Origin of the sequence: Nonomuraea sp. CA-218870 (genome assembly GCF_050936535.1) — a bacterium.
Taxonomy (GTDB): domain Bacteria; phylum Actinomycetota; class Actinomycetes; order Streptosporangiales; family Streptosporangiaceae; genus Nonomuraea; species Nonomuraea corallina.
Genome location: NZ_JBNJMN010000001.1, coordinates 5,216,250 through 5,239,547, shown reverse-complemented (window position 1 = coordinate 5,239,547; position 23,298 = coordinate 5,216,250). Strand labels below are relative to the sequence as shown.

25 protein-coding genes are annotated in these 23,298 nt (G+C 70.3%); 5 read left to right on the top strand and 20 right to left on the bottom strand.

Features of this window, described 5'->3' with window-relative positions; translation table 11 throughout:
- The first annotated feature begins 158 nt into the window (after positions 1 to 158).
- Positions 159 to 1,907 (top strand): RICIN domain-containing protein, encoded by a 1,749-nt coding sequence (locus tag ACQEUU_RS25190; protein ID WP_433070188.1) that lies wholly within the window; start codon positions 159 to 161, stop codon positions 1,905 to 1,907.
- Between the two features lie 3 nt (positions 1,908 to 1,910).
- Here the strand turns inward: ACQEUU_RS25190 and cydC are convergent, their stop codons facing one another.
- From cydC to ACQEUU_RS25160, 6 genes are all read right to left on the bottom strand, one after another.
- Positions 1,911 to 3,704: a thiol reductant ABC exporter subunit CydC gene (cydC, locus tag ACQEUU_RS25185; RefSeq protein ID WP_433070185.1), complete on the bottom strand. Its 1,794-nt coding sequence runs from the start codon at positions 3,702 to 3,704 to the stop codon at positions 1,911 to 1,913.
- A complete protein-coding gene (locus ACQEUU_RS25180; protein WP_433070182.1) occupies positions 3,701 to 5,419 on the bottom strand; it encodes an ABC transporter ATP-binding protein/permease in 1,719 nt (572 codons plus the stop codon). Before ACQEUU_RS25180 ends, cydC begins: the two co-directional genes overlap by 4 nt.
- Positions 5,416 to 6,159: an ABC transporter ATP-binding protein gene (locus ACQEUU_RS25175; RefSeq protein ID WP_433070179.1), complete on the bottom strand. Its 744-nt coding sequence runs from the start codon at positions 6,157 to 6,159 to the stop codon at positions 5,416 to 5,418. The genes ACQEUU_RS25180 and ACQEUU_RS25175 overlap by 4 nt, the downstream gene beginning before the upstream one ends.
- Entirely contained in the window at positions 6,156 to 7,262 is a 1,107-nt protein-coding gene (locus tag ACQEUU_RS25170) for a FecCD family ABC transporter permease (protein ID WP_433070176.1), read from the bottom strand. Before ACQEUU_RS25170 ends, ACQEUU_RS25175 begins: the two co-directional genes overlap by 4 nt.
- Positions 7,259 to 8,332, bottom strand: a complete 1,074-nt coding sequence (locus ACQEUU_RS25165) for an ABC transporter substrate-binding protein (RefSeq protein WP_433070173.1) — start codon at positions 8,330 to 8,332, stop codon at positions 7,259 to 7,261. Before ACQEUU_RS25165 ends, ACQEUU_RS25170 begins: the two co-directional genes overlap by 4 nt.
- Before the next feature lie 117 nt (positions 8,333 to 8,449).
- Complete coding sequence (locus ACQEUU_RS25160) at positions 8,450 to 10,279, bottom strand: glycoside hydrolase family 15 protein (protein WP_433070171.1); 1,830 nt, start codon at positions 10,277 to 10,279, stop codon at positions 8,450 to 8,452.
- A 591-nt stretch (positions 10,280 to 10,870) separates the two neighbouring features.
- Here ACQEUU_RS25160 and ACQEUU_RS25155 point away from each other — a divergent pair.
- Complete coding sequence (locus ACQEUU_RS25155) at positions 10,871 to 11,143, top strand: cupin domain-containing protein (RefSeq protein ID WP_433070168.1); 273 nt, start codon at positions 10,871 to 10,873, stop codon at positions 11,141 to 11,143.
- Positions 11,144 to 11,146: 3 nt separating this feature from the next.
- Here ACQEUU_RS25155 and ACQEUU_RS25150 read toward each other — a convergent pair whose 3' ends face one another.
- The 10 genes from ACQEUU_RS25150 to ACQEUU_RS25105 all read right to left on the bottom strand — a co-directional run bounded on the left by ACQEUU_RS25150 (position 11,147) and on the right by ACQEUU_RS25105 (position 17,548).
- On the bottom strand, positions 11,147 to 11,836 hold the full coding sequence (locus ACQEUU_RS25150; RefSeq protein WP_433070165.1) for a YoaK family protein: 690 nt from the start codon (positions 11,834 to 11,836) through the stop codon (positions 11,147 to 11,149).
- Positions 11,833 to 13,047, bottom strand: coding sequence for an ammonium transporter (locus ACQEUU_RS25145; protein WP_433070162.1), 1,215 nt, complete (start codon positions 13,045 to 13,047; stop codon positions 11,833 to 11,835). Before ACQEUU_RS25145 ends, ACQEUU_RS25150 begins: the two co-directional genes overlap by 4 nt.
- Before the next feature lie 226 nt (positions 13,048 to 13,273).
- Complete coding sequence (locus tag ACQEUU_RS25140) at positions 13,274 to 13,864, bottom strand: histidine phosphatase family protein (RefSeq protein ID WP_433071982.1); 591 nt, start codon at positions 13,862 to 13,864, stop codon at positions 13,274 to 13,276.
- 27 nt (positions 13,865 to 13,891) lie between these two features.
- Positions 13,892 to 14,308: a hypothetical protein gene (locus ACQEUU_RS25135; RefSeq protein WP_433070159.1), complete on the bottom strand. Its 417-nt coding sequence runs from the start codon at positions 14,306 to 14,308 to the stop codon at positions 13,892 to 13,894.
- Positions 14,309 to 14,572: 264 nt separating this feature from the next.
- Positions 14,573 to 15,325: a CbtA family protein gene (locus ACQEUU_RS25130; protein ID WP_433070156.1), complete on the bottom strand. Its 753-nt coding sequence runs from the start codon at positions 15,323 to 15,325 to the stop codon at positions 14,573 to 14,575.
- A gap of 19 nt (positions 15,326 to 15,344) precedes the next feature.
- A complete protein-coding gene (locus ACQEUU_RS25125) occupies positions 15,345 to 15,557 on the bottom strand; it encodes a CbtB domain-containing protein (RefSeq protein ID WP_433070153.1) in 213 nt (70 codons plus the stop codon).
- Positions 15,558 to 15,778: 221 nt separating this feature from the next.
- The gene (locus tag ACQEUU_RS25120; protein WP_433070150.1) at positions 15,779 to 16,117 is read right to left on the bottom strand and encodes a ScnB; all 339 of its coding nucleotides are present in this window, start codon (positions 16,115 to 16,117) and stop codon (positions 15,779 to 15,781) included.
- 7 nt (positions 16,118 to 16,124) lie between these two features.
- A complete protein-coding gene (scnC, locus tag ACQEUU_RS25115; protein WP_433070148.1) occupies positions 16,125 to 16,823 on the bottom strand; it encodes a thiocyanate hydrolase subunit gamma in 699 nt (232 codons plus the stop codon).
- A gap of 9 nt (positions 16,824 to 16,832) precedes the next feature.
- Positions 16,833 to 17,129 carry an SH3-like domain-containing protein gene (locus ACQEUU_RS25110; protein WP_433070145.1) on the bottom strand — a complete coding sequence of 99 codons (297 nt, stop codon included), beginning with the start codon at positions 17,127 to 17,129 and terminating at the stop codon, positions 16,833 to 16,835.
- The gene (locus ACQEUU_RS25105) at positions 17,129 to 17,548 is read right to left on the bottom strand and encodes a hypothetical protein (protein ID WP_433070142.1); all 420 of its coding nucleotides are present in this window, start codon (positions 17,546 to 17,548) and stop codon (positions 17,129 to 17,131) included. The genes ACQEUU_RS25110 and ACQEUU_RS25105 overlap by 1 nt, the downstream gene beginning before the upstream one ends.
- 251 nt (positions 17,549 to 17,799) lie before the next feature.
- Here ACQEUU_RS25105 and ACQEUU_RS25100 point away from each other — a divergent pair, with 251 nt between their 5' ends.
- Positions 17,800 to 18,042 carry a hypothetical protein gene (locus ACQEUU_RS25100; RefSeq protein WP_433070139.1) on the top strand — a complete coding sequence of 81 codons (243 nt, stop codon included), beginning with the start codon at positions 17,800 to 17,802 and terminating at the stop codon, positions 18,040 to 18,042.
- 206 nt (positions 18,043 to 18,248) lie between these two features.
- On the opposite strand, the gene ACQEUU_RS25095 is transcribed toward ACQEUU_RS25100, so the two are convergent.
- From ACQEUU_RS25095 to ACQEUU_RS25080, 4 genes are all read right to left on the bottom strand, one after another.
- Positions 18,249 to 19,478, bottom strand: coding sequence for an MDR family MFS transporter (locus ACQEUU_RS25095; RefSeq protein ID WP_433070136.1), 1,230 nt, complete (start codon positions 19,476 to 19,478; stop codon positions 18,249 to 18,251).
- The gene (locus ACQEUU_RS25090) at positions 19,478 to 20,509 is read right to left on the bottom strand and encodes a PLP-dependent cysteine synthase family protein (RefSeq protein ID WP_433070133.1); all 1,032 of its coding nucleotides are present in this window, start codon (positions 20,507 to 20,509) and stop codon (positions 19,478 to 19,480) included. The genes ACQEUU_RS25095 and ACQEUU_RS25090 overlap by 1 nt, the downstream gene beginning before the upstream one ends.
- Positions 20,510 to 20,578: 69 nt before the next feature.
- A complete protein-coding gene (locus ACQEUU_RS25085; protein WP_433070130.1) occupies positions 20,579 to 20,947 on the bottom strand; it encodes a hypothetical protein in 369 nt (122 codons plus the stop codon).
- 19 nt (positions 20,948 to 20,966) lie between these two features.
- Positions 20,967 to 21,281, bottom strand: a complete 315-nt coding sequence (locus ACQEUU_RS25080; protein ID WP_433071980.1) for a TetR/AcrR family transcriptional regulator C-terminal ligand-binding domain-containing protein — start codon at positions 21,279 to 21,281, stop codon at positions 20,967 to 20,969.
- A gap of 208 nt (positions 21,282 to 21,489) precedes the next feature.
- Between ACQEUU_RS25080 and ACQEUU_RS25075 the strand changes: the two genes are divergently transcribed.
- Both ACQEUU_RS25075 and ACQEUU_RS25070 read left to right on the top strand, forming a co-directional pair.
- The gene (locus ACQEUU_RS25075; RefSeq protein WP_433070127.1) at positions 21,490 to 22,068 is read left to right on the top strand and encodes a hypothetical protein; all 579 of its coding nucleotides are present in this window, start codon (positions 21,490 to 21,492) and stop codon (positions 22,066 to 22,068) included.
- Positions 22,069 to 22,200: 132 nt separating this feature from the next.
- Positions 22,201 to 23,163: a peptidoglycan DD-metalloendopeptidase family protein gene (locus tag ACQEUU_RS25070; protein WP_433070124.1), complete on the top strand. Its 963-nt coding sequence runs from the start codon at positions 22,201 to 22,203 to the stop codon at positions 23,161 to 23,163.
- Positions 23,164 to 23,298: the final 135 nt, after the last annotated feature.

Here is a 23,298-nt window from a genome sequence, read left to right as displayed (position 1 = left end):
CCGCGATTGACGGGCCGCGCCAGGGGCCTTTACCGTCCTCCCGACCAGTGTTAGCGCAAACACGGACTCCCGTTCCGGCTACGGAGAGCCGGGCCGGCCCATGCGTGTGGGAGCGCTCCCAAAGGGCGCTCACCACCCCGACACCCGCAGGAGGAGACATGACGCAGGGCCGGAACGAGCCCGTGAACAGGGAGCGAAGGTCGTTCAGCCGGAGAAGCGCGCTGGCCGCCATGGGCGCCCTGCCCGTCCTCACGGCCATGCCGTCGGCCGCCGTCGCCGCCGGCGCCGCCGCGACGGCGTTCATCAATCCGGCGGCCCGGCGGCAGACGATCCGCGGCTTCGGTGGCATGACCCATGCGGCCTGGATCGGCGACCTGACGGCGGCCCAGCGCGACACGGCGTTCGGCACGGGGGAGGGGCGGCTGGGGTTCTCCGTGCTGCGGATCCCCGTCCCCGAGAACCAGGCGGACTGGAGCCGCGACCTGGCGACGGCCAGGCGTGCGGCCGAGCTCGGGGCGGCCGTCATCGCCTCGCCCTGGAATCCCCCCGCGCACATGGTCGAGACGTTCGTCCGGGGCGGTCAGACCAACGCCCGGCGCCTCCGGTCCACCATGTACGGCGCCTACGCCCAGCATCTCAACGACTTCACCGCCCACATGCGGAACAACGGGGTGAACCTGTACGGCATATCCGTGCAGAACGAGCCCGACTACGCGCACGAGTGGACCTGGTGGACCGCCACCGAGATGGTGCGGTTCCTCCGGGAGAACGCCGGCTCCATCAGCACCAGGGTGATCGCGCCCGAGTCCTTCCAGTACCTCAAGAACCTGTCGGACCCGATACTCAACGACTCCGCGGCGCTGGCCAACGTGGACATCATCGGGGCTCACCTCTACGGCACCCCGTACGCCGACTTCGCCTACCCCCTCTTCAAGCAGAGGGGCGCGGGCAAGGAACTCTGGATGACGGAGGTCTACCACCCCAACAGCAGTGACTCTGCGGACCTCTGGCCCCAGGCGCTCGACGTGGGGGAGCACATCCACCGCGCCATGGTGGACGGGGAGTTCCAGGCGTACGTCTGGTGGTACATCCGGCGTGGTTACGGACCCATGCGGGAGGACGGCCAGATCAGCAAGCGCGGCGCCAACATGGCGCACTTCGCCAGGTTCGTCCGGCCCGGTTACGTGCGGATCGACGCGACGGCGAACCCGGCGTCGAACGTCTACGTCTCGGCCTACCTGGGCGGCGACTCCACGGTTGTCGTGGTCGCCGTCAACAAGGGGGCCTCCGCGGTGAGCCAGCAGTTCACCCTGACCGGCGGCACCGCGGACAGCGTCTCGTCCTGGCTGACGGACGCGAGCAGGAACGTCGCGCCCCAGGGCAGCGCCGCCGTGTCGAACGGCTCCTTCACCGTCACACTCCCCGCCCGGAGCGTGACGACCTTCGTGACCGGGGTGACTGCCACGCCCGGAGGGGTCGACACCAGCGCGTGGTACGTCCTGGTCAACCGCAACAGCGGCAAGGCGCTGGACGTCTACAACCTGTCCACCGCCGACGGCGGCCGGATCACCCAGTGGTCGCGCAACGACGGCGCCCAGCAGCAGTGGCAGTTCGCCGACTCCGGCGGCGGTCACTACCGGCTCAGGTCCCGTCACTCCGGCAAGGTGCTCGACGTGCACAACTGGTCGACCGCCAACGGCGCCGCGATCGTCCAGTGGACCGACCACAACGGCGCCAACCAGCAGTGGCGTGTCGTCGACGGCGGCGGCCACGTCCGCCTCATCAGCCGGCACAGCGGCAAGGCCCTGGAGGTCCAGGGCGCCTCCACCGCCGACGGCGCCGGCATCGTCCAGTACGACGACTGGAACGGCGCCAACCAGCAGTGGCAGCTCGTCCGCGTCGGCTGACCGCTACGGCGCGGACGGCGCCGCGCCGCTCACCGGTCCGCCGAGCTGGGTGGCGAGGAGCCGGGTGTAGGGGCCGGACCGGGCGAGGAGCTCGGCGTGGGCGCCGCTCTCGGCGACGCGGCCGTCCTCCAGCACGACGACGCGGTCGGCGGTGCGGATGGTGGACAGGCGGTGGGCGATGACCAGGGTCGTGCGGTCGTGACGGGCGGCGGCCATGGCGGCGGCGACCTCCTGCTCGCTCTCGGCGTCGAGGTTCGAGACGGCCTCGTCCATGACCAGGATGGGGGCGTCCTTGAGCAGGGCGCGGGCGATGGCGATGCGCTGGCGCTGGCCGCCGGACAGGCGGGCGCCGAGCTCGCCGGGCAGGGTGTCGTAGCCGTCGGGCAGGGCGGTGATGAAGTCGTGCGCGTGGGCCGCGCGGGCGGCGGCCTCGACGTCGTCGTGCGTAGCCTCGGGGCGGCCGAGCCGGATGTTGTCGCGCAGGGAGACGTCGAACAGGTGGACGTCCTGGGGGACCAGGGTGATCAGGCGGCGCAGGTCCTCCTGCGGGAAGGCGCGCACGTCGTGCCCGCCGACGGTGACGGCGCCGGCGGTGACGTCCCACATGCGCATGAGGAGGCTCGCGCAGGTGGACTTGCCCGCTCCTGAACGGCCGACGAGGGCGACGGTCTCGCCGGGGGCGAGCTCGAAGGTGACGCCCGCGAGCGCCTCGGGCAGGCCGGGGGCGTAGCGGAAGCGGACCTCGTCGAAGCGGACCCGAGCCTCGACGGGGCCGGGCGGCGGCGCGGTGACCTGGTCGGTGACCGGGGCCGGGGTGTTCAGGATGGTCATGATGCGGTCGCCGGCCGCGGTGACGAGGTTGATGTCCCGCGCCACGTCGGTGACGGCGACGACCGGGGCGAAGGTGGCGGCGGCCAGCACCACGGCGACGGGGAAGAACGCCGGCTCCAGGCTGCCCGCCGCCACGAGCAGGGCGGCGGTGACCAGGACGGCGAGCAGGCCGAGGGTGGTGGCGGCGTTGGTGACGGCGTGTTCGAGGCCGGAGCGGCGCCCGTGCGCGAGCCTGGCCCGCAGCAGCCGGTCGTCCCGCTCACGCAGCCGGTCGAGCTGGCGCGGCCCGGCGCCTGAGGTGAGAAGCTCGCGCAGTCCCTGCAGGGTGTCCACGGCTTCGGCGTTGAGCTCACCGAGCTCGGTGCGCAGCCGCGCGCCCTGGGCGGCTGCGCGCCGGCGGAGCCGGGCGGGCAGGAGGGCGAGCAGGATCAGCGCGGGCGCCAGCGCCGCGGCCAGGGCGGGGTGGAAGACGCCCAGGGCCGTCAGCGCCGCGACGGGCACGGTGACGGCGCTGATCAGCGGGCTGAGGGTGTGGGCGAACCACAGCTCCAGCTGCTCGACGTCGGAGATGGCGGTGCTGCCGAGGTCGCCGGAGCGGCGCTGGAGCAGATAGCCGGGGGCGAGCCGTTCGAAGGCGGCGTAGACGCGGCCGCGCACGTCGGCCAGCACGCGGAAGGCGGCCATGTGGGCCAGATACGACTCCAGCCACGGCGTGAGGGCGAGCAGCGGCAGGAGGAGGCCCAGGAGGACCAGGCCGGGCCGCAGGTCGTCGGCGGTGGCCCCGGTGATGGCGCTGCTGACCACCCAGGCGCCGGCCCCGGCGGAGGCGAGGACGACCAGGTGGTGGGCGATGCCGCTGGCGGTCGCGATCAGCAGCAGCGGCCGGTGCGGGCCGAGCAGGGCCAGCAGCGGGCCGAACCGGGACCCGCGGGGACGGGCCGCCGGGGCGATGGTCGTGGCGGTCATCGGGCGGCTCCGTTCTGGGCGGCGACCAGCCGGGCGTAGGCACCCTGGCCGGCCAGGAGCTCGGCGGGCGGCCCGGCTTCGGCGATGCGGCCGTCGGCCATGACGATGACCCGGTCGGCGGCCCGGACGGTGGACAGCCGGTGGGCGATCATCAGCGTGGTACGGCCGCCGGACAGGGTGTCCAGGGCGTGCTGGATGGCGGATTCGTTGGCGGCGTCGACGCTGGAGGTGGCCTCGTCCAGGACGAGGATCGGGGCGTCCTTGAGCAGGGCGCGGGCGATGGCGATGCGCTGGCGTTCGCCGCCGGAGAGTTTCAGGCCGCGTTCGCCGACGACGGTGTCGTAACCGTCGGGCAGCGCCGCGATGAAGTCGTGCGCCTGGGCGGCGCGGGCGGCGGCTTCGAGCTGGTCGCCGGTGGCGTCGGGGCGGGCGAGCGCCAGGTTGCGGCGGACGGTGCCGTGGAAGAGGTAGGTGTCCTGGGAGACGATGGCGACGAGGGCGCGCAGCCGGTCGAGAGGCAGGTCGCGGACGTCGACGCCGTTGACGGTGACCCGGCCGGCGTCGGGGTCGAAGAAGCGCAGCAGCAGCGAGGCGACCGTGGTCTTGCCCGCGCCGGAACGGCCGACGAGGGCGACGCGCTCGCCCGGCGCGAGGTCGAGGGAGAAGCGGTCGAGGGCGGGCCGGTCGCGCTCGCGGTAGGTGAACGTCACCTCCTCGAAAGCCACCGACGGCGGGCCGTCCAGGTCGATCCGGGCCTCGCCCTGCGACGGTCCGGGGGCGTCGAGGACCTCGAAGACGGCCTTGAGTGACGGCACGGCGCTGTGACTGGAGTGGTAGGCGGACTCCAGCTCCTTCAGCGGGCGGAAGCACTCGGCCGTGAGCAGCAGGATGATCAGCAGCTCGGTGACGGTCAGCTCGCCGGCCGCCAGCCGGAGCGCGCCGGCGCCGAGGGCGACGGCGGTGCCCAGGCCGACGACGAACGCGACGCCGCCGACGTAGCCGACGACGACGGCCATCAGCCTGATGGAGTCGCGGCAGAACCGCTCGGCCAGGCGGGCCAGCTCGGCGCCGCGCCGCCCGCTGGCGTTGAACGCCTTGAGCGTGGCCATGCCCTGCAACGCGTCGAGGTTCTCGGCGTACAGGCCCTTGTAACCGCGCAGCCAGGCGGCGTTGCGGTCCCGCAGGACGCGGTCCGAGATCAGCGGCACGACGGGCAGCAGCAGCGCGCAGGCCAGGACGACGCCGCCGACCAGCGGGTCCAGGGTGAACAGGTACGCGGTCACGGCGACGGCGGCGATCACGGAGGCGGCCACCTGGGGCAGGAACCTGCCGATGTAGGCGTCGGCGGTCTCGATGCCGTCCACGAGCGTGGTCTGCGACGCCCCGGTGCGCGCCCGCTGGGCGTGGGCGGGGCCGAGCAGCAGCAGCTTGCTGGTCAGGCGCCGGCGCAGCTCCGCCTTGACGGCGGCCGAGGCGCGCAGGGCGACGGGCTCGCGGACCGCCAGCGCGGCGCTGCGCACGAGTTGCAGCGCGACGACCGCCGCGACGGGCCGGACGAGCGAGTCCGCGCCCTGACCGGCGAAGACGCCGGCCAGGGCCTGGGCGATGAGCACGCCCTGCCCGACGTAGGAAGCCGTGATGGACAGCGACAACAGCACGAGCCCCGCCAGGCGCCACCGGATGGACGGTGACAGGGCCAGCAGTCGGCGGATCACTGCTCCTCCTTGAGCCGCTCGAAGACGAGCTGGGTGCGGTGGACGGCGCGCACGCCGTACACCTGGGAGATCAGGTCGGGGGTGAGGACCTGTCCGGGCGGTCCGCCGGCGACGATGCGGCCGGCGCTCATCACGTACAGGCGGTCGCTGAAGGCGGTGGCCTGGTTGAGGTCGTGCAGCACGGCCAGGGTGGCGATGCCGAGCTCGCGCACCAGGTGCAGGATCTCCAGCTGGTGGCGGATGTCGAGGTGGGAGGTGGGCTCGTCCAGCAGGAGCAGGCGCGTCTGCTGGGCCAGGGCGCGGGCGAGCAGGACGCGCTGCTTCTCGCCGCCGGACAGGGTGGCGAAGATCCGGCCTGCGGCGCCGGCCAGGCCGACGCGGTCCAGCGCCCGCGCGCACAGCTCCTCGTCGGCGCGGGCGTCGGGCCGGTACGGGGTACGGCCCATACGGACGATCTCGGCCACCGTGAAGTCCAGGTCGGCGGGGGTTTCCTGGGCGACGACCGCGGTCCGCTGGGCGGCCTGGCGGGCGGGCAGCCGGTGCACGTCGTCGCCGTCCACGGTGATGAGTCCCGCGGTGGGGCGCAGCGCCCGGTAGATCGCGCGCAGCAGGGTGGACTTGCCGCAGCCGTTCGGCCCCACCAGGGTCACGAACTCGCCGTCGGCCACCAGCAGGTCGGCTTCGTGCACGATCGGCGTGCCGTCGGCCGCGACGGACACGCCGCGCAGGTCGAGCTTCACGAGACGTTCACCGCCCGGTCCGCGGAGCGGCGGCGCAGCAGCCAGAGGAAGAACGGCACGCCGAACAGCGCGGTGACGATGCTGAGCGCCAGCTCCTGCGGCGCGTTGACGGTGCGCGCGGCGATGTCCACGAGCTGGAGGAACACGGCCCCGAGCAGGGCGGTGACGGGCAGCACCCGGCGGTGGTCGGCGCCGACGAGCAGCCGGGCGGCGTGCGGCACGATCAGCCCGACGAACGCGATCGCGCCGCTGGTGGCCACCATCACGCCCACCAGCAGCGAGGTCAGCACGAACAGGCTGAGGCGGAAGCGGTTGACGTTCACCCCCAGGGAGATCGCGGTCTCCTCCCCGGCGGCCAGCGCGTTCAGCGGCCGGTACTGCAGCAGCAGGTACGCCACCCCGGCGGCCAGCACGACGGCCGGCAGTGGCAGCACGTCCCAGCGGGCGCCGCCGAGACTGCCCATCAGCCAGAACAGCACCTGCTGGGCCGCCCGCCCGCTCTGCGCCAGTTGCAGCACGAAGCTGTAGGCGGCCTGGAACAGGTACGCCAGCGCCACCCCGGCCAGCACCAGCCGCGACGGCGTGATCCGGCCCGAGCGCTGCGCCAGCACGTACACCAGCACGAGTGCGAGCAGGGAGCCGGCGAAGGCGGCGGCCGACAGCGACAGCCCGCCGAGCGCGGAGGCGCCCAGGATGAGCACGAGCACCGCCCCGAACGAGGCCCCGGAGGAGACCCCGAGCAGGAACGGGTCCGCCAGCGGGTTGCGCACCAGGGCCTGCAGCACCGCTCCGACCACCGCCAGCCCGGCGCCGACGAGGAGCGCCAGCAGCGCGCGCGGCAGCCGGAACTCCCACACGATCTGCTCCTGCACCGGCGTCCACGTGTGCGGCACCGCGCCGGGGACGACACGGTCGGCGACGATGCCCCACGCCTGGGACAGCGCGACGGGCACCGCGCCGATGCTCACCGCCAGCCAGGTCGAGGCGACGACGGCCACGGACAGCGCGACGACGAGCCCCGCGAACCGGCCGCCGCGCCGGAGGGGCGGCCGGGCGCCCGCGAGCGCGGCGGGGGCCGGCTGCCGCCGGGTTTCGCTGGTCACTGGGCGAAGGCGTCCGGGTGCAGGAACCGGGCGAGGTCCGTGACGGCGAGGATGTTGCGGTATCCCGGGTGCTGGGCGGCCACGGGAACCGCGAGGTAGCGCTGCTCCTTGGCGGCCGGGCTGTTCCTGGCGATGGCGAAGGCCTCGGCGGCCTTGGCCGGCGAGGCCGGCATGTCCTCGCCGCGCAGCGTGGCGTAGTCGCTGACGAGGAGGGCCTCGGGCTGCGAGGCGCTGATCCTCTCGGCGCTGACCTCGGTGTAGTCGCCCTTGACGTCGGCCAGCACGTTGACGCCGCCGGCCAGGGTGATCATCTGATGGGTGATCCCGGAGCCGCCGTAGGCGTTGACCGGCCCCTTGCCGCCGTCGGTGGCCAGCACCTTGACCGGGGTACGGCCCTCGACGCGCTTCTCCACGTCGGCCAGCCGGCCCCGCAGCTCGCCGGCCAGGGCCTCGGCCCGGTCGGAGACGCCGAAGATCTTGCCGAGGTTGAGCAGGTCGTCGAAGGTGTCGTCGATGGTGAACTCGAGCACCTCCTCGGGGCTGCACCAGCCGCCCAGGATGTACACGGGGGTGCCGGCCGCGTTCAGCTCCTCCACGGTCGCGTAACCGCCGGCGGCGTCGAAACCGGCCATCGCGTTGTCGAGGACGAAGTCCGCGCCCTGGGAGAGCATGATCTCCTTCTGCGGCAGCATGATCGTGTCGGAGATCTCCGGGATCCGGTCGTACTGCTCCTTCTGTCCGGGCAGGAAGGCGCTCTCGGAGAAGTTCGTCCGCCCGGCGATCCGGTCACCCAGGCCGAGGGCGAGGAGGGTCTCCAGGGAGGGGTGGTAGCCGGTCACCACCTTGGCCGGCGGCCGGTCGAAGGTGAGCTGACGCCCGCAGTTCTCGATCGTGACGGGGAAGCCTGCCTGGGGCGCCGCGGCCGGGGCGGTCTCCTCGGGGGCGGGAGCCTGTCCGCAGGCGGTCAGGGTCAGAGCCGCGGCGAGGGCGGCCAGCTTCGCCTGGATCCGGTGACGACCTCCGGCGCGCAGGTGGGGGAGAGCTGGAGCGTTACGGGGCGGGCGCCTCATGCGGTGGTCTCCGGTGGTGCTAGAACAATACGTAGTGCAAAGCACCTCATTCTGCACACTTGTTGCAACTAACAGCAAGTTGCAAGGAGTCGCACGGGCGATCCGGACCCGAGCCGGTCAGCCGAGGGCCTGGTCGAGGTTGAAGGCGGCGCTGATGAGCGCGAGATGGGTGATCGCCTGAGGGAAGTTGCCGAGCTGCTCGCCGGTGCGGCCGATCTCCTCGGCGTACAGGCCCAGGTGGTTGGCGTACGTCAGCATCTTCTCGAACGCCAGGCGCGCCTCGTCGACGCGGCCGGCCCGGGCCAGGGCCTCGACGTACCAGAAGGAGCAGATGGAGAACGTGCCCTCCGAACCCCGCAACCCGTCCGGGCTGGCCCCCGGGTCGTAGCGGTAGACCAGCGAGTCGGAGACCAGGCCGTCGCCGAGCGCGTCGAGCGTGGACAGCCACCTGGGGTCGGTCGGGGAGACGAACTTGGCCAGCGGCATCATCAGCAGGGAGGCGTCCAGCACCTCCTCGTCGAAATGCTGGACGAACGCCCGCAGCTTCGCCGACCAGCCGTGCCGCATGATCTCCCGGTAGATCGCGTCGCGGGTCTCGCGCCAGCGCGGGATGTCGGCGGGCAGCCCGCGCTGGATCGCCACCCGCATGGCGCGTTCGATGGCCACCCAGCACATCAGCCGCGAGTAGACGAAGTTCTTACGGCCGCCACGGGTCTCCCAGATGCCCTCGTCGGGCTGGTCCCAGTGCAGGCACACCCAGTCGACCAGGGTGCAGAGCTCGTCCCAGCGGTCGCTGGCGATCGGGTCGCCCCACTTGTTGTAGAGGTAGATGGAGTCGATGAGCGCCCCGTAGATGTCGAGCTGGAGCTGATCGGCGGCGGCGTTGCCGATCCGCACGGGGGCGGAGCCCCGGTAGCCCTCCAGATGGCCGAGCTCCTGCTCGGGCAGGTCCCTGCGGCCGTCGATCCCGTACATGATCTGCAGCGGGCCGGCGCCGCCGTCGTCGCCGAGCGGCACGTGCGTGGACAGGAAGCCGATGAATGCCTCAGCCTCGTCGGTGAAACCCAGCCTGAGCAGCGCGTAGACGCAGAACGCGGCGTCGCGGATCCACACGTAGCGGTAATCCCAGTTGCGCTCGCCGCCGAGCTGCTCGGGCAGGCTGGTCGTCGGGGCGGCGACGATCCCGCCGGTCGGGGCGTAGGTGAGCAGCTTCAGCGTGAGCGCCGAGCGGTGCACCACCTCGCGCCACCGGCCGCGGTAGCGCGAGGCCGACAGCCAGCGCCGCCAGTAGCGGACCGTGGCGGTGAACTCGTCCTCGGCCTCCGCGATCGGGCAGCCGCGCGCCACGAGGCCGGAGCCGACCCGGTCGAGCGCGAACACCGCCTGCTCGCCCTCGGCGAGCTCGAACTTGGCCCACGCGTCCTGCCCGTCGGTCTGCATCGGCACGCTGGCGGTCAGGTACAGCGACAGCGACGCCGACTCGAACAGCACGCCGTCCGCCTCCGGCCGCACGAGGTGCGGCTGCCTGGCGTAGTCGAAGCGGGGCGCCACCCGGGCGCGGAACGGGAGCGAGCCGCGGACGCAGGACACCCGGCGGATCATCCGGTGCCGGTCGGCCTCGCGCGAGTCGTCCGCGATGGGCATGAAGTCCTGGATCTCGCCCACCCCGTCGTCGGCGAAGAAGCGGGTGATGAGGACGTTGGTGTCCGGGAAGTAGAACTGCTTGGTCCTGGCCGGGGTGTCGGCGGCCAGGTCGAACGAGCCGCCCCGGTCGGCGTCGAGGATCGAGGCGAACACGCTGGGCGCGTCGAAGCGCGGGCAGCAGTACCAGTCGACGGTGCCGTTGGTGCCCACGAGCGCGACCGTGCGCAGGTCGCCGATGAGACCGTGGTCTCCGATCGGCAGGTAACGGGAGTCGCCTGAGCGACCGGGTTCTCCAGCAGTCATGAGCGCCCTTCCTCCCTGTCCGTCCCGGTCTGTCCCAACGTAGAAAGGCCCGGCCCGCGCCGGCCTCTGCCGTTCGCCAAGGGCCGGCAGATCTTCTCGCCGGGGCCGCTGAAGTGATCCGGGCGCGTCACGTCGTGCCGGTACACCTCCTGCGGGAGATCGCCTGTACGGTCGTGCTGTCCGATGTGTTCACCCAGAGCGAGGACCCGCATGCGAGCCGTCACCGTTCGAGACCGGGCCGCCGGCCCGGCCGGGCTTGCCCTGACGGAGGAGCCGTACCCGCACGCCGCCGAGAACGACGTCGTCGTCCGGGTGCACGCCGCGGGGTTCACCCGGGGAGAGCTCGACTGGCCGGCGACCTGGACGGATAGCGCGGCCCGCGACCGGACGCCCAGTGTGCCCGGGCACGAGGTGTCGGGGCCGTGCGCACGCTCGCCGAGGCGCCCTCCGCCTTCGCCCCCGCCCACCGCACCCCCGGCAAGACGATCATCCAGGTCGTGGAGGACGACTGATCGGCCCCGGCCGCACCCGAACAGAGGAGAACGCCATGGTCCGCGTACGGCTCGGCGGCCTTCTGGCCGCGTCCGTCGCGTGCGCGCCCGCGCGGCGCCGCATCGGCACGGCGACGCCTTCGTCTACGCCTACGTCCTCGAAGGCACGGTGCGCAGCCGGCTCGGCGGCGAGCCGGCGCGGACGTACCGTCAGGGTGAGAACTGGGTGGAGCAGCCGGGCGCCCACCACGTGCTCACGGAGAACACCAGCCCGACGCGACCGGCGAAGCTGCTGGTCGTCTTCATCTCCGACACGGGGGACAGGCTCAAGGTCGACGACCCGACGGGCGCGCCGCCGCCGCGCCGGTCATGAAGCTCAGCGCCACTCCCGCGCGTCGGGTCGCCTGAGGGCGAAGTAGACGAGCGACGCGCACGTCGCGAGAATGAACCCCGCGGCCCACAGCGGGGCCGGCGGCCCGAACAGCCGCCGCAGCAGGGCCGCGATCAGCACCCCGCACAGCAGCGAGCCGATCATGAGCACCCGCCGTCTCTGCGTGTCGTACGGGGAGGGCTGGCCGAACAACCTGGTGATCGTGGTCGTGACGACCGTCGTGGTCAGATCGGGCACCTTCAGCCGCAGGACGAGGGAGTACTGCCACCCCATGGAGAGGGCGAGCAACACCAGCACCACGTTCCGCACCAGGGCCTCTTCCATGCCATAACAGGTGACGAGCAGCGCCGCGATCATCACCACGACCGCATGCGCGGTCGTGCCCAGCAACAGCAGGAGGCCGCGGTCCGTGACCTTGAGGAAGGCGAGTCGTCCACCGCAGATCGCCCCCACCGCGTAGCTTGACAACGACAGCGCGGCGGGTGAGAACGCGCCCAGTCCGATCATGCCGATTCCCAGGAAGACCAGGTTCCCGGTCATGGCCGCGACGAAGACGTTGCCGAGGTCGAAGAAGCTGACGGTGTCGAGCATGCCGCTGCTGACAGTGATCAGCAGGAGCAGCTTCGGCAGCGGTCCCTCTGATCGGCTCCGGTCGGAGGCTTCGGTCCGGTTCAATCAATGCGCAGTTCCGTGTCGAGGCCCGCGATCTCCCCTTCGGAAGTGGGCCGCAGTGCGAAGAGTCTGTCGACGACCTTGCCGAGGATGAACGTGACCACGAAGCAGTAGAAGGTGACCGCGATGATCGCGACGATCTGCTTGCCGAGCAGCGCGACGGAGCCGCCGTAGAACAGTCCCGCTGTCGGGCTGCCGAACCGGCCGGTGGCGAGGAATCCCAGAGCCGCGATTCCCACCATGCCGCCCACGGCGTGGATGCCGACCACGTCCAGGGTGTCGTCGTAGCCGAGCACCGTCTTGACCTCCACCGCGTAGGTGCAGACGATCGCCACGATGACACCGATGATGAGCGCACCGAAGAGATTGACGAAGGCGCACGATGGCGTGATGGCGACCAGGCCGGCCACCGCGCCCGTGGCGCCGCCCAATCGGGAGAAGTGGCCGGAGCGCAACCGCTCCATGAGCATCCATGTGATCATGGCCGCGGAGCCGCACATCATGGTGTTGGCCACGGCGTTCGCCGCGAGCGGACCGTCTGTCAGCGCCGATCCGCCGTTGAACCCGAACCACCCGAACCACAGCAGGCCGAGTCCGAGCAGGACGAACGGCACGTTCTTCGGCCGCGGGGGTTCCTCCTTACGGAAGCTGATGCTGGGACCGAGCGCGATCGCGAGTGCCAGGCCCGCGATCCCACTGTTGATCTCGACGACCAGGCCTCCGGCGAAGTCGAGGACTCCCCACTTCTTGAGCCAGCCGCCGTCGGAGAAGACCCAATGCGCGACCGGCAGGTACACCAGGGTCACCCATGCCACGCCGAAGATCATCCAAGGTCCGATCCTGACGCGGTTGGCGACGGCTCCGCTGATCAGCGCCACGGTGATGATCGCGAAAGTGAGCTGGAAGAGCGAAAAGACGAAGAGGGGGATCTCCCCACGGAGAAGCCTGGTGATGGCCCCGAAGAGTTGCCAGTCGCCCCAGCCCAGCAGGCCGACCCCGCCGACATCCGGGCCGAACGCCACCCCGTACCCATAGACGAACCAGACCACGCTCACCACAGGAATGGAGACGAAGCTCATATACAGAACGCTGATCAGGTTCTTGGCGCGGGCCATGCCGCCGTAGAAGAACGCGAGCCCGGGCGTCATGAGCAATACCATGGCAAAACTGACGAGCATCCAAGCGGAATCGCCGGTATTCAGGCCGTGAGGCATTTCCGCACCTCCATATCGTGTGGTCGCATCCTGGAGATGCGCCTTCGGAGTGTCTGCGAAACCTGTCCCGGCGCCGTGCCAGGCAAAGACAACTCGTGGAGCCGGCAACGGCTGTCCGATGGTTGCCGACAGAGGTGTTCATTCTCACGGTGGGAAATTCCCTCGTCGCTCCACGACTTGTGGGGTCCGTGCCATGTTTCCGAAAAGAAGAGAGATCAGGTAAAGATCAACGCACTCCCGGATCGGCCCCTCGCCCGGTGAGCGGGTGACCCGTCTCCCGCAACCGCCACTTCCCGCCGTTCCACGACAGCCACGTCTGTGACAGCGGTGGGACGTCGAGGTTCCAGAACGCTGTCGCCGGCGCGCCGAGGGTGTGCAGCACCACCGCTCTGATCACCGCAGGATGAGTGATCGCGGCGACCCTGCCGGGTTCGTGCGGCAGCGCGTCCCTCCACGCGGAGACCCGCTCCAGCAGTTCGTCGATCGTCTCGCCCCCGTGCGGGGCCGCTCCGGGATCGGTCAGCCAGGCGACCAGCCCCCCGGGATCCTCGGCCTGGACCTCTTCCAGGCTCCGGCCCCGCCAGCTCCCGCAATCCAGGTCACGTAGCCGCAGATCCAACTGGGCCGTCAACCCCAGCGCGGTGCTCGTCTGCTCGCAACGGGCCTCCGGACCTCGCGATGCCTGACGGATCCGGCGTAAGGCGCCCAGGGCGGCCTTCGCGGAGGACCGTCCCGCATGCGACAGCGACTCATCGGCGGCGAAAGCCGCCCTGCGGGTCGCGGACGTGGAGGCGTGGGCGATCAGGACAAGTCTCATGGTCACCGGCCTCTTCTTCGATGGTCTTCAGGCGCGACGCTCGGCCGCCGGGTGCGGACGCCGCGGCGGTTGGATCTCATGCAGAGCGAGAAGGTCCGGTGGCGGCACCGTTCCCGGTCCTCCTTGAGACGCCCAGGCGCCGATGGCGTCGACGGCCGTGTCGTCCAGGACGAATCCCAGCCAGGTGGGTCTGGCGCCTCTGCGCCGAGCCGCGGGACAGGGCCGGACGACGACCACATTGGAATACGAGCACACGCCCAGACAGTCGTCACTGGTGCGCACCGTGATTTCTTTGATGAGCCGCAGGCGTGCCATCTGATCTTTCTGGGAGACGTCAGGGTGTTTTCGCGCGTTGCCGCAACAGCATCCTTTGCAGAGAATCACGGTGCATCGTTCGTCGGCGCGTGCTGCTGCTATTTGACCGGATGCCTGCTTGTCGATCACCAGGGCTTAATGCCCGGAGTGACGCTTTACAATACGTCAAGATCTTGTTACCATCGCCATGTCGAATCATCGAAAAGAAGGATGGACGACATGTGCCACACGCCTGACTGCAACCACGCAGCAGCCCCTGCGGCGACGTCCGAGTCCGACCTCGTCGCCGTCATCGAGGAGCCGGTCGAGCTCGAGGAACCGGTTTCGCGGCCCAGCTGAATTTTGCGTGAAAATGGAGGGCAGGCTTTCCCGGCCTGCCCTCCATTTTTCTGCTCAGACGTCCGAGGGCTGGGCCCGCGCAGTGCGCTCCCGCCGCGTCCCGGTGGCGGCCCGTTCGGTGAGCGCCCCGAACCCGAGCCCCAAGGCGGCCCACATGACGGCCTGGGTGGCGAGCGAGGCGATCCGGAAGTCCCAGAGAACATCGGGCGGGAAGCCGGGTGCCGTGACGGTTCCTCCGGGGAGAACGACGTAGGCGATGGCCACCAGGGCGACGAACACCCCGCCTCCGAGCAGAGAGGCGTTCCATCCGCCCTGTCTCGGAGCCAGGCGCCGACTGGTCTGAACTGCGGTGATCGTGGCGAATATGCCGATGACGATCGTCAAGAAATACAACATGCTTCGCTGTTGGATCGTCTCGGGATCGCCCACGGCAGGCGGATTAGGCGGATATTTCAGGAAAGGAACCAGGGTGATGACCACGAAGCCGGCGGCGGCCACCACCACCGAGGTCGCCCGGGCGGTCAGTCGTCCGATCCTGTGGTGAGCGAGGGCGAACGCGATGGCGAACAGCCCGCCGACCGCGACGCCGACGGCGGCGAGGGCGATCGCGAGTCCGGCGGTCTGCTGAGTCAGTCTTGATACGACCTCTACTCCGTGCTCGTGGACTCCCTCAGCGGCTTGGGACCCCTGTTCCTCGAAGGCGATCGCGGCCCCCAGCGGTCCCTCACCGAGAAACCAGGCGCATATGTACGCGGGTACGGCGGAGGCCAGCCCGAGGAGCATGCCCCGGATCAGTAAATGGCGCATCAGCTGCGGCGTCTTTTCGTCAATGACACGGGAATCCGAGCAGGTGACGGCCGTCGTGGGTGAACTCGTGGATGATATTGCCCCCGAAGAGGGAGGTCGCCCCCTGCTCGGCGCCGACGAAATAGATCAAGAGCATGCCGATGACGAGTGCGAACACCGCCCACGGCAGGATGTCCCGCAGCGGTATTTGTGCCGGAAGCGAAGCGGATCGAACGGGCGGAGCCTGTGCCATGACTTACCTCCTTCATCATTCCGTACGTTACTGACAGAAAGTAAATGAGGTTTTCCGGCACTGTCAATGGCACGGGAGGTTACAGAGGGCTCACGCAGGTCACTCGTCGGCGCCCCCGCCGGCGCCAGGCTCGACCGGCACCGGACGGAGCCGGGGCACAAAAACGGAAACAGCCGGGTCAGTGGAAACCGACCCGGCCTTCTCCTGGAAAGTCGATCAGATCATTCCTCTTCGAGGCGCGCCCGCACACTTCTCATCTTGTCGCGCAACGCCTGCTCGGTGAACAGGCCGCGCTCCAACAACGTGTGAGCGACGGTCAGCACCGATCTCGTCTGCACCGGAAAGCGCACATAGATGGACTCTCCCAGCCGATCCTCGGCGTGGCGCCGTTCCAGGTTGTCGAGAACACCGGCCTTCGACAGACACTCGCAGGTAGTCTGCATCCGGGATTCCCAGACCTCCGGCTCGTGGTCGATGCAGCGCAGCGTGGTGTCGGTCCGCTCACCGATGTCGTCCAGCGCTTCCATGAGGACCGGGTACGGCCGGGCCTGCTCGCTCATCCGCCGGTCACCTCACCTGTTCCGCGAGCGAACCCGCGTCCGAGGTGCGGTCGGCCCTGGGCAGGGCGACCCCGATCATGGTGTCCCGGGTGACGATCCGGGCGAGCTGTTCCTCACTCCACCCCTCGGTGCCTTCGGGACGCATCGGCATGATCATGAACCGGGACTTCTGGTTCGAGTCGTGCACCCGCACCTCGACGTCGTCCGGGAGGTGCAGCCCGAACTCGGCGAGTACCTCGCGCGGGCGGCGCACCATGCGGCGCCGGTAGCTCGGCGTCCGGTACCAGTCAGGCGACATGCCCAGGACGGGACGCGGGTAGCAGGAGCACAGCGTGCAAACGATCACGTTGTGCACCTGCGGGGTGTTCTCAAGGACGTAGAAGAAGGTGTAGTCGCTCGGCGTGCCCACCCCTGTGGGCTGCAACCAGTCGATCCCCACCTCCTTGCACGCCTCGGTCCCGTTCTCCAGCAGGCGTTGCTTGAAGGCCGGGTCCGACCACGCCTTGGCGACGAGCTTCGAGCCGCCGTGCGGGCCCACGGCCTCGGCCCACTCGGCGAACCTGCGATGGTCCTCGGCCGAGAAGAGGCCCTTCTCGATGGCCAGTTCGCGGACCGCGAGCTCGAGGATCTCGAACTCGCTCACCTTCGACGAGACCTCGAAGGCGTTGCGGCCATCGTGATGATGGTCACCATGCTGCTGAGCCATGTACCCCCCTTAACCCTTCACCAATTCGAGCCAGCTCTCGGAGGCCTCCGACTCCAAGGTGTCCTGTGCGAGGCCCGTGTAGTCCGGCCAGAGGTCGGTCTGCTTGAACCGGATGACGTAGAACGGCTCCTTCCGGCCGGTCTCCATCCGGTCCCACGCCTCGTCTTCCGGGATCACCCACTCCGGGCGGTGCTCCACGATGGTCCCGACGCGCTTGCGGATGTACTTCTGGGTGCGCGTGTGGAAGAGCGTCGTACGATCCTTGATTCTGACTTTGTCGCCGACCTGGAACTTTGGTGTGGCCATTACTTCTTCTCCAGCCGGGCTCTGATTTCGTCGATCTTGTCGCCGAGTTCGTCGGTCGTGATCAGCCCTTTGTGGACGAGCACCCGGGCCGCCCCCGTGATCCAGCGACCGTAGTACGGAAAGCCGTAGTACTGGGTCTTGCCGAGGTCGTTCTCGGAGCGACGCCGCATCTCGGAGTTCCACGCCCCTCGCCAGCCGAGGCACTCGCAGGTGATGTAGGTGTTCATTTCCCACTCCTCCTCGCCTTTCCCGTAGAGAGGCTGAGGGAAGTCGGGTTCGCCGCCGATATCGTGAAGAATAGTGGTGAGAGCCGCATAGCGATCGTTGGGGATCGTGTACGGAGAATCGAATTCCTCGTGTTCTACGGGAACCAGATTACGGTCGGCTGTCAGCACCGACTCGTAGAGGATCTTCGACATCGGTAGCTCCCCTCTCGGACTAGGTCCTTGCTTCCATCCGACTATCGGTCTACCCGGGCCGCCGAGCCGAAAGACCAAGTAGTGGGCAAGGATGAGACAAGAGCGCCTTTGTGTGAGATAGGTGTTGACTGGCCTTTATGAGGGGTATGTGCCCGCCGGGAAGTCGAGTCCGGGGGTGAATGGCAATGGCATTCGAAAAGCGATTGGCCTGTGTCGTCGACGCCGAGGGATCGGTCGTCCGCGGATATCTGGTGGACGGTTGTGAATTCGACGGCACGAACACGTACATCGTCAGATGGAAGGTGCCGCTGCAGGGCGAGGCCAAGACCAACTTCGCGGCCACGGTCGGCAGCGCCATGCAGGAGCCTGTGGAGCCCGGGCTGGTCACGGTCGGGCTGAACTCCGACCCGAACAAGATGGAGGTGCGCACCTTCGCCCCGGACGGAACCCCGTCCGCGCGCTCCTTCCACCTCGTCTGCTTCCGTGATCAGTGACCACGAGGGCCGCTGATCCGGTGACGGCGCCGGCCTGAAGACGGCGGCCGGCCGCCAGGGGGTCACACGGGCCGCCGAGGAGATCTTCGAGGACGAAGAGTTAGAGTAGGCCGACCGCCGTGACGGTCCGCCGGCGCGCGTCCGGCGGACCGTCCGGTTCAGAGCCGGGCACCGGTCGATGCGGCGCGTCCGGCGGACCGTCCGGTTCAGGGCCGGGTGCCGGCCGGCGCGGTGCGGCGCGTCCGGCCGCGGGACCGCCGGCCGTGCGCGCCCGGACCCCGGTCCAGCCTCACGACGGCCAGCGTGCTCACCGCCCCCGTGAGGGCGAGCCCGGTCCAGGCCCAGACCGGCCCCAGGTCGAGCAGCCGGCCCACCGCCAGGTTCCCCGCCGCGATGCCGATGCCGGCGACCGTGTTGTAGAAGCCGTAGTGCGTGGCCACCCGGTGCCCGCCCGACAGGGCGACGACGGTGTCCATCTCGAACGGGTAGGTCAGCACCGTGCCCAGTGAGAGCAGCACCGCGCAGACCAGCACCACCGCCGTGGGCACCTTCACGCCCGCGACCGCGTACGGGATCAGCGGCACGAACGCCAGGGCCATCAGCGCGAGGCCGCGGGCGACGGCCTGCGCGGACGTCCAGCGGCGGCGCGCCCAGTCGGTCACCCGCATCTGGCCGAGCAGGGCCACCAGCGCGGACAGCACGAACAGCATGCTGACGGCCCGGCTGTCGGCCAGGTGCAGCGGCAGCGCCAGATAGATCTGGAAGGACAGGACGTACGAGCCGATCATCGCCAGCGAGAAGGCGGTGAACCGCCGGTTCGCCGCGATGCCCCGCCAGTCCGCCAGCACGCCCTCCCGCCGCCGCGTCTCGTCGCGGCACGGCGGCAGCGCGGCCGCCTGGAGCAGGGTGAGGGCCGCGAAGACGCCCGCGGCCACCACGCAGACGAGCCGGAAGTCGGCCGCGAGCAGGGCCATGCCGATCACCGGCCCGAGCAGGATCCCGGCCTGGTAGAAGACGTTGAACAGGGCGAACGCCTCGACCCTGCGCTCCTGGGCGCCGTGCGCGACGTACGCGCGGACCGCCGGGTTGAACAGCGCCCCGGCGAAGCCGGTCATGGCGGAGGCGGCCAGCAGGGCGGGCAGCGTGTCCACGAACCCCAGCAGGCCGAACCCCGCGGTGCGGAGCAGGCAGCCCGCGATGATGACGGGCCGGTAGCCGAGCCGGTCGGCGAGCGTGCCGCCCACCAGGAACATCCCCTGCTGGCTGAGGTTGCGCATGCCGAGCACCAGCCCCACCGCCCAGGCGGCGAGGTGCAGCCCGCCGGACAGGTGCCCGGCGAGATAGGGCATCAGCATGTAGAAGCCGAGGTTGATGGCGAACTGGTTGACCATGAGCAGCCGCACGCCGCGGTCGAACGACACGAAGCGCCGCCACATCAGCGCATCACCATCCGCGTCCATCGGGTGACCTCGGCCTCGCCCGGATCCTTGATCTCGTCGGGTTCGTCGTTCGGCGGCCGGTCGAGCAGGCGGTGCTCGGCGCAGTAGGCGTCGTCGAACACGGTCGTGTAGTAGCGGGCGGGGCCGTCCGGGAAGATCGCGACGACGCGGGTGCCGGGCGGGGTGGTCCTGGCGCACCAGGCCGCGACGACGCTGACCGCGCCGACGCTCCATCCACCGGTCGCGTAGTGCGTCTGCGCCAGGATCCGGCTGGCCCACACCGCCTCGTGCGGCGCCACCCAGTGCACCTCGTCGAAGGCGTCGTGGTCGACGTTGCGCGGGTGGATGCTGCTGCCCAGCCCGCGCATCAGCCGGGACCGGGCCGGCTGGCCGAAGATGGCCGAACCGACCGCGTCCACGCCGACCAGGCGCAGCGCCGGGTTGCGCCGCCGCAGCCGCCGGGAGACCCCGGCCGAATGGCCGCCGGTGCCGACGCTGCACACCAGCACGTCGACGCGGCCGAGATGCCGGTGCAGCTCGTCGGCCAGGCCCGAGTAGGCCTCGACGTTGTCGGGGTTGTCGTACTGGCCGGGGCAGTACGAGCCGGGCTCGGCGGCCAGGAGCTGCGCCACCCGGTCCAGGCGCGCCTGCTGCCAGCCGCCGCTCGGGTGGGCCCGGGTGACCATCTCGACCCGTACGCCGTACGAGCCGAGCAGGGTCTGGATGATCGCTTCCATGCCGGGGTCGGTGACCACGGTGACCGGGTGGCCGTAGGTGATCCCGGCCAGGGCCAGGCCCAGCCCGAAGGTGCCGGAGGTGGACTCGACGATCGTCGCGCCGGGGAGCAGGTCGCCGCGCGCGCGGGCCCGTTCCACGATGTGCAGGGCCGCCCGGTCCTTGAGCCCGCCGGGGTTGGCGCCTTCGAGCTTGGCCCAGAAGCCCCGGCCCGACGGCGCGAAGGGCGCCCCTATCCGGCACAGAGGGGTCTGACCCACCGAGGGGGTCATGGTGTTGATGGACGAAGACATGCTGATCACTCATTTCGGCGCACGCGGCGCCAGGTCGCTGACGGTGGATGACGTGGGGACACGTCCTCCTCAGCAGCGGCACACTTCGAGTGTCTGGGTGAGCGCGGCGCGCCCGCGATAGTCGTCCGGGGGCGCGCGTCCGCGCGGAGCCTGGACGCGGCCGTGCGCGGAGCCGGCGGGCGGGACGACGGCCGCGGGCCACTCGGCCGGGTCGTCGGCGACGGTGGTCACGGAGGCGGTCACGAAGAGGTGCGAGTGGGCCTGCCCGCCGTGGTCCCCCTCGTGCTCGTGATGTCCGCCGTCGGCGACCGCCTCCACGATCGCGTGCGGATCACCGGGCGGGTACACGGAGTGGGACCACAGGTGTGCGATCGTGAGGAAGCCGAGCAGCACGACGAACCACGCGTGCGCGCGTGGCCATCTCGACGTTCGTGACACTGAGTACATGATTCATCACTCAATGTAGCAAAGCGTGTCGACGGCACGTGAAGGGGACCCCCGTCTCCCGTTGGACGGGCTGCGGGGTCAGCCGTCCGGCTCGGACGGGTACAGGCCGGCCAGCCGGTGGACGGCGGTGAGGCAGCGCAGCATCCCCGGCGGCGTCCGGCGGGTCCGGCTGCAGGGCCCGGCACGTCACCGCCCCCGCCATCATGTCGATCGGCACGTCCAGGTCGGCGTCGGCGGCCACGGCGCCGTCCCGCTGGGCGCGCCGGAGCATCGCTGCCGCCAGTTCACGCCGGGGCAGGATGTAGTGCTTCCAGTGGACGGCCATCAGCTGCGGATGGCTCACGGCCGGCCCCATGACGCGGGCGACCAGCGCGCGGTACTCCTGCTCATCGGGGACGTGCTGTCCAGGTCGAGGTGATCACTTATGGCCGACTTATCAGTAGACTTCCTACATGTAGGTGATCTACACGTAAGGAGTGCATGTGAAGCCGTGGTCGCGTCACCTTCTCGTGTGGATGCATGTGGTGACCTCCGTGTCCTGGATGAGCCAGGCGCTGGCCCTGTTCGCCCTGGGCGCCTACAGCGCCGTCACCGGGGACGGCGCCGGCTATCGCATGGCGCACCTGCTCGACAACCAGGTGCTGCTGCACTTCGCCAACGCCTCGGCCTTCACCGGGCTCATGCTGTCCGCGATGACCAAGTGGGGCTACTTCCGCTACTGGTGGGTGCTGATCAAGCTGGTCGTCACGCTGGCCCAGCTGTACGCGGGGATCTTCCTGCTCGGCCCCAGGCTGTCGGCGCTGGCCGACGGCACCCGCCACGCCGACCCGGTCCTGCTCGGCGCCACGCTGCTGATGGCCTCGGCCGTCGCCTTCCAGGCGTGGCTGTCGGTGGCCAAACCCTGGAAACGCACGCCCTGGGCGGAGGCGCGGCCCCGGACGGTCGCGCCTCCCGGCTGGCTGCCCGTCTTCGTGCTGCTGGTGCCCGTGGCCGACGTCCTGCTCGCCGTGCTCGTGTTCGGCCACCCGGCGCCGCTGTTCTTCGTGGTGACGGCGATCGCGTACCCGATCTGGCGGGCGCGGGCCCGGCGGCGCGTCCCGGCCGTCGTCTAGCGGGTCCCGGTCCGCCGGCTCGCCGGTGACCTGGGCGGCGAGAACCGATCGATGTAGATATCTTTCATTGACAGCTACTTGTTGGTTGAATACCTTCACTCGTCATTCCCTCAACCCCCCAAGGGAACAGCCGTGAAGATCATCAACCGTTGGTTATCCGCCGTCGTGGCGGCCTCCCTGGTCCTGACCGGGCCCGCGCAGCCCGCCGCGGCCGCGACCACCACCGTCGACAACGCGACCGCCGGCCGCTTCACCGCCAGCGCCGACTGGGGCACGTCGGCCTGGTCCACGCAGCGGCACGGCGCGGACTACCGGTTCGCCACCCCGAACACCAGCGTGAGCGACGCCGCCTGGTTCAAGGCGTCCATCGCCGAGGCCGGTGCCCACCTGGTCGAGGTCTGGTACCCGGCCGACGCCGGCTACAACAGCGCCACCCCGTTCATGGTGGCGACCACGGAAGGCGTCCGCGGCGTGGCCGTCGACCAGCGCGCCAACGGGGGCCGCTGGGTCGGCATCGGCACCTTCACCCTGGCCGCCGGCGACTACAACGTGGTCGGCGTCAGCCGCTGGACCAGCCGGCCGGGCTACGTCGTCGCCGACGCGGTCCGGATCACCTCCTCGACCGGGGCGGTCTCGTACGCGCTGCCCCTGCCGCGGACCGCGCTGCCGCGCAGCGAGTACGACGACCCGCACCACGACTATCCCGCGATCGACCTGCCGGTCGGCACCGGCACCCCGGCGTACGCGGTGCGCGCAGGCACGGTGACGGTCATCGACGACAGCTCGTGCGGGCGCGGCATCAACCTGACGGGGACCGACGGGGCCGTCTACACGTACTGCCACTTCTCGTCGTGGTCGGTCGGCAACGGCGCGGCGGTCGGCGCCGGGCAGCTGATCGGGATGACCGGCAACACCGGCAACTCGACCGGCCCGCACCTGCACTTCGGCATCCGCACCGGCAGCACCCGCAGGTGCCCGCAGAACTTCCTGCTGGCCCTCTATGACGGCGTGACGCCGCCGGCGGCGACCAGCCTGCCCACCACGGGCTGCTTCTACGCCACCCTCACCTCGGAGGAGGTCGTCCCGCTCGGCTGACGGCCCCGGCCGTGACCCGCCGGCATCCGGCCCGCGGGTCACGGCGTCGCAGGAACCCCCCGGATGACCTTGATGTGGGCCCTTCCGTTCTTTAACGTCGCGTTTGTCCGCAGGTAGATCATCACCAGCGAAAAA

What these genes read in the sequence shown, in the direction of transcription:
- ACQEUU_RS25080 (WP_433071980.1), bottom strand. Translation starts at nt 21,281, where the DNA reads ATGGCCGTCCACTGGAAGCACTACATCCTGCCCCGGCGTGAACTGGCG.
- ACQEUU_RS25140 (WP_433071982.1), bottom strand. Translation starts at nt 13,864, where the DNA reads ATGAGACTTGTCCTGATCGCCCACGCCTCCACGTCCGCGACCCGCAGG.
- ACQEUU_RS25095 (WP_433070136.1), bottom strand. Translation starts at nt 19,478, where the DNA reads ATGTGGCGGCGCTTCGTGTCGTTCGACCGCGGCGTGCGGCTGCTCATG.
- ACQEUU_RS25120 (WP_433070150.1), bottom strand. Translation starts at nt 16,117, where the DNA reads ATGAGCGAGCAGGCCCGGCCGTACCCGGTCCTCATGGAAGCGCTGGAC.
- ACQEUU_RS25165 (WP_433070173.1), bottom strand. Translation starts at nt 8,332, where the DNA reads ATGAGGCGCCCGCCCCGTAACGCTCCAGCTCTCCCCCACCTGCGCGCC.
- ACQEUU_RS25110 (WP_433070145.1), bottom strand. Translation starts at nt 17,129, where the DNA reads ATGGCCACACCAAAGTTCCAGGTCGGCGACAAAGTCAGAATCAAGGAT.
- ACQEUU_RS25160 (WP_433070171.1), bottom strand. Translation starts at nt 10,279, where the DNA reads ATGACTGCTGGAGAACCCGGTCGCTCAGGCGACTCCCGTTACCTGCCG.
- cydC (WP_433070185.1), bottom strand. Translation starts at nt 3,704, where the DNA reads ATGACCGCCACGACCATCGCCCCGGCGGCCCGTCCCCGCGGGTCCCGG.
- ACQEUU_RS25125 (WP_433070153.1), bottom strand. Translation starts at nt 15,557, where the DNA reads ATGGCACAGGCTCCGCCCGTTCGATCCGCTTCGCTTCCGGCACAAATA.
- ACQEUU_RS25130 (WP_433070156.1), bottom strand. Translation starts at nt 15,325, where the DNA reads ATGCGCCATTTACTGATCCGGGGCATGCTCCTCGGGCTGGCCTCCGCC.
- scnC (WP_433070148.1), bottom strand. Translation starts at nt 16,823, where the DNA reads ATGGCTCAGCAGCATGGTGACCATCATCACGATGGCCGCAACGCCTTC.
- ACQEUU_RS25105 (WP_433070142.1), bottom strand. Translation starts at nt 17,548, where the DNA reads ATGTCGAAGATCCTCTACGAGTCGGTGCTGACAGCCGACCGTAATCTG.
- ACQEUU_RS25090 (WP_433070133.1), bottom strand. Translation starts at nt 20,509, where the DNA reads ATGTCTTCGTCCATCAACACCATGACCCCCTCGGTGGGTCAGACCCCT.
- ACQEUU_RS25190 (WP_433070188.1), top strand. Translation starts at nt 159, where the DNA reads ATGACGCAGGGCCGGAACGAGCCCGTGAACAGGGAGCGAAGGTCGTTC.
- ACQEUU_RS25145 (WP_433070162.1), bottom strand. Translation starts at nt 13,047, where the DNA reads ATGCCTCACGGCCTGAATACCGGCGATTCCGCTTGGATGCTCGTCAGT.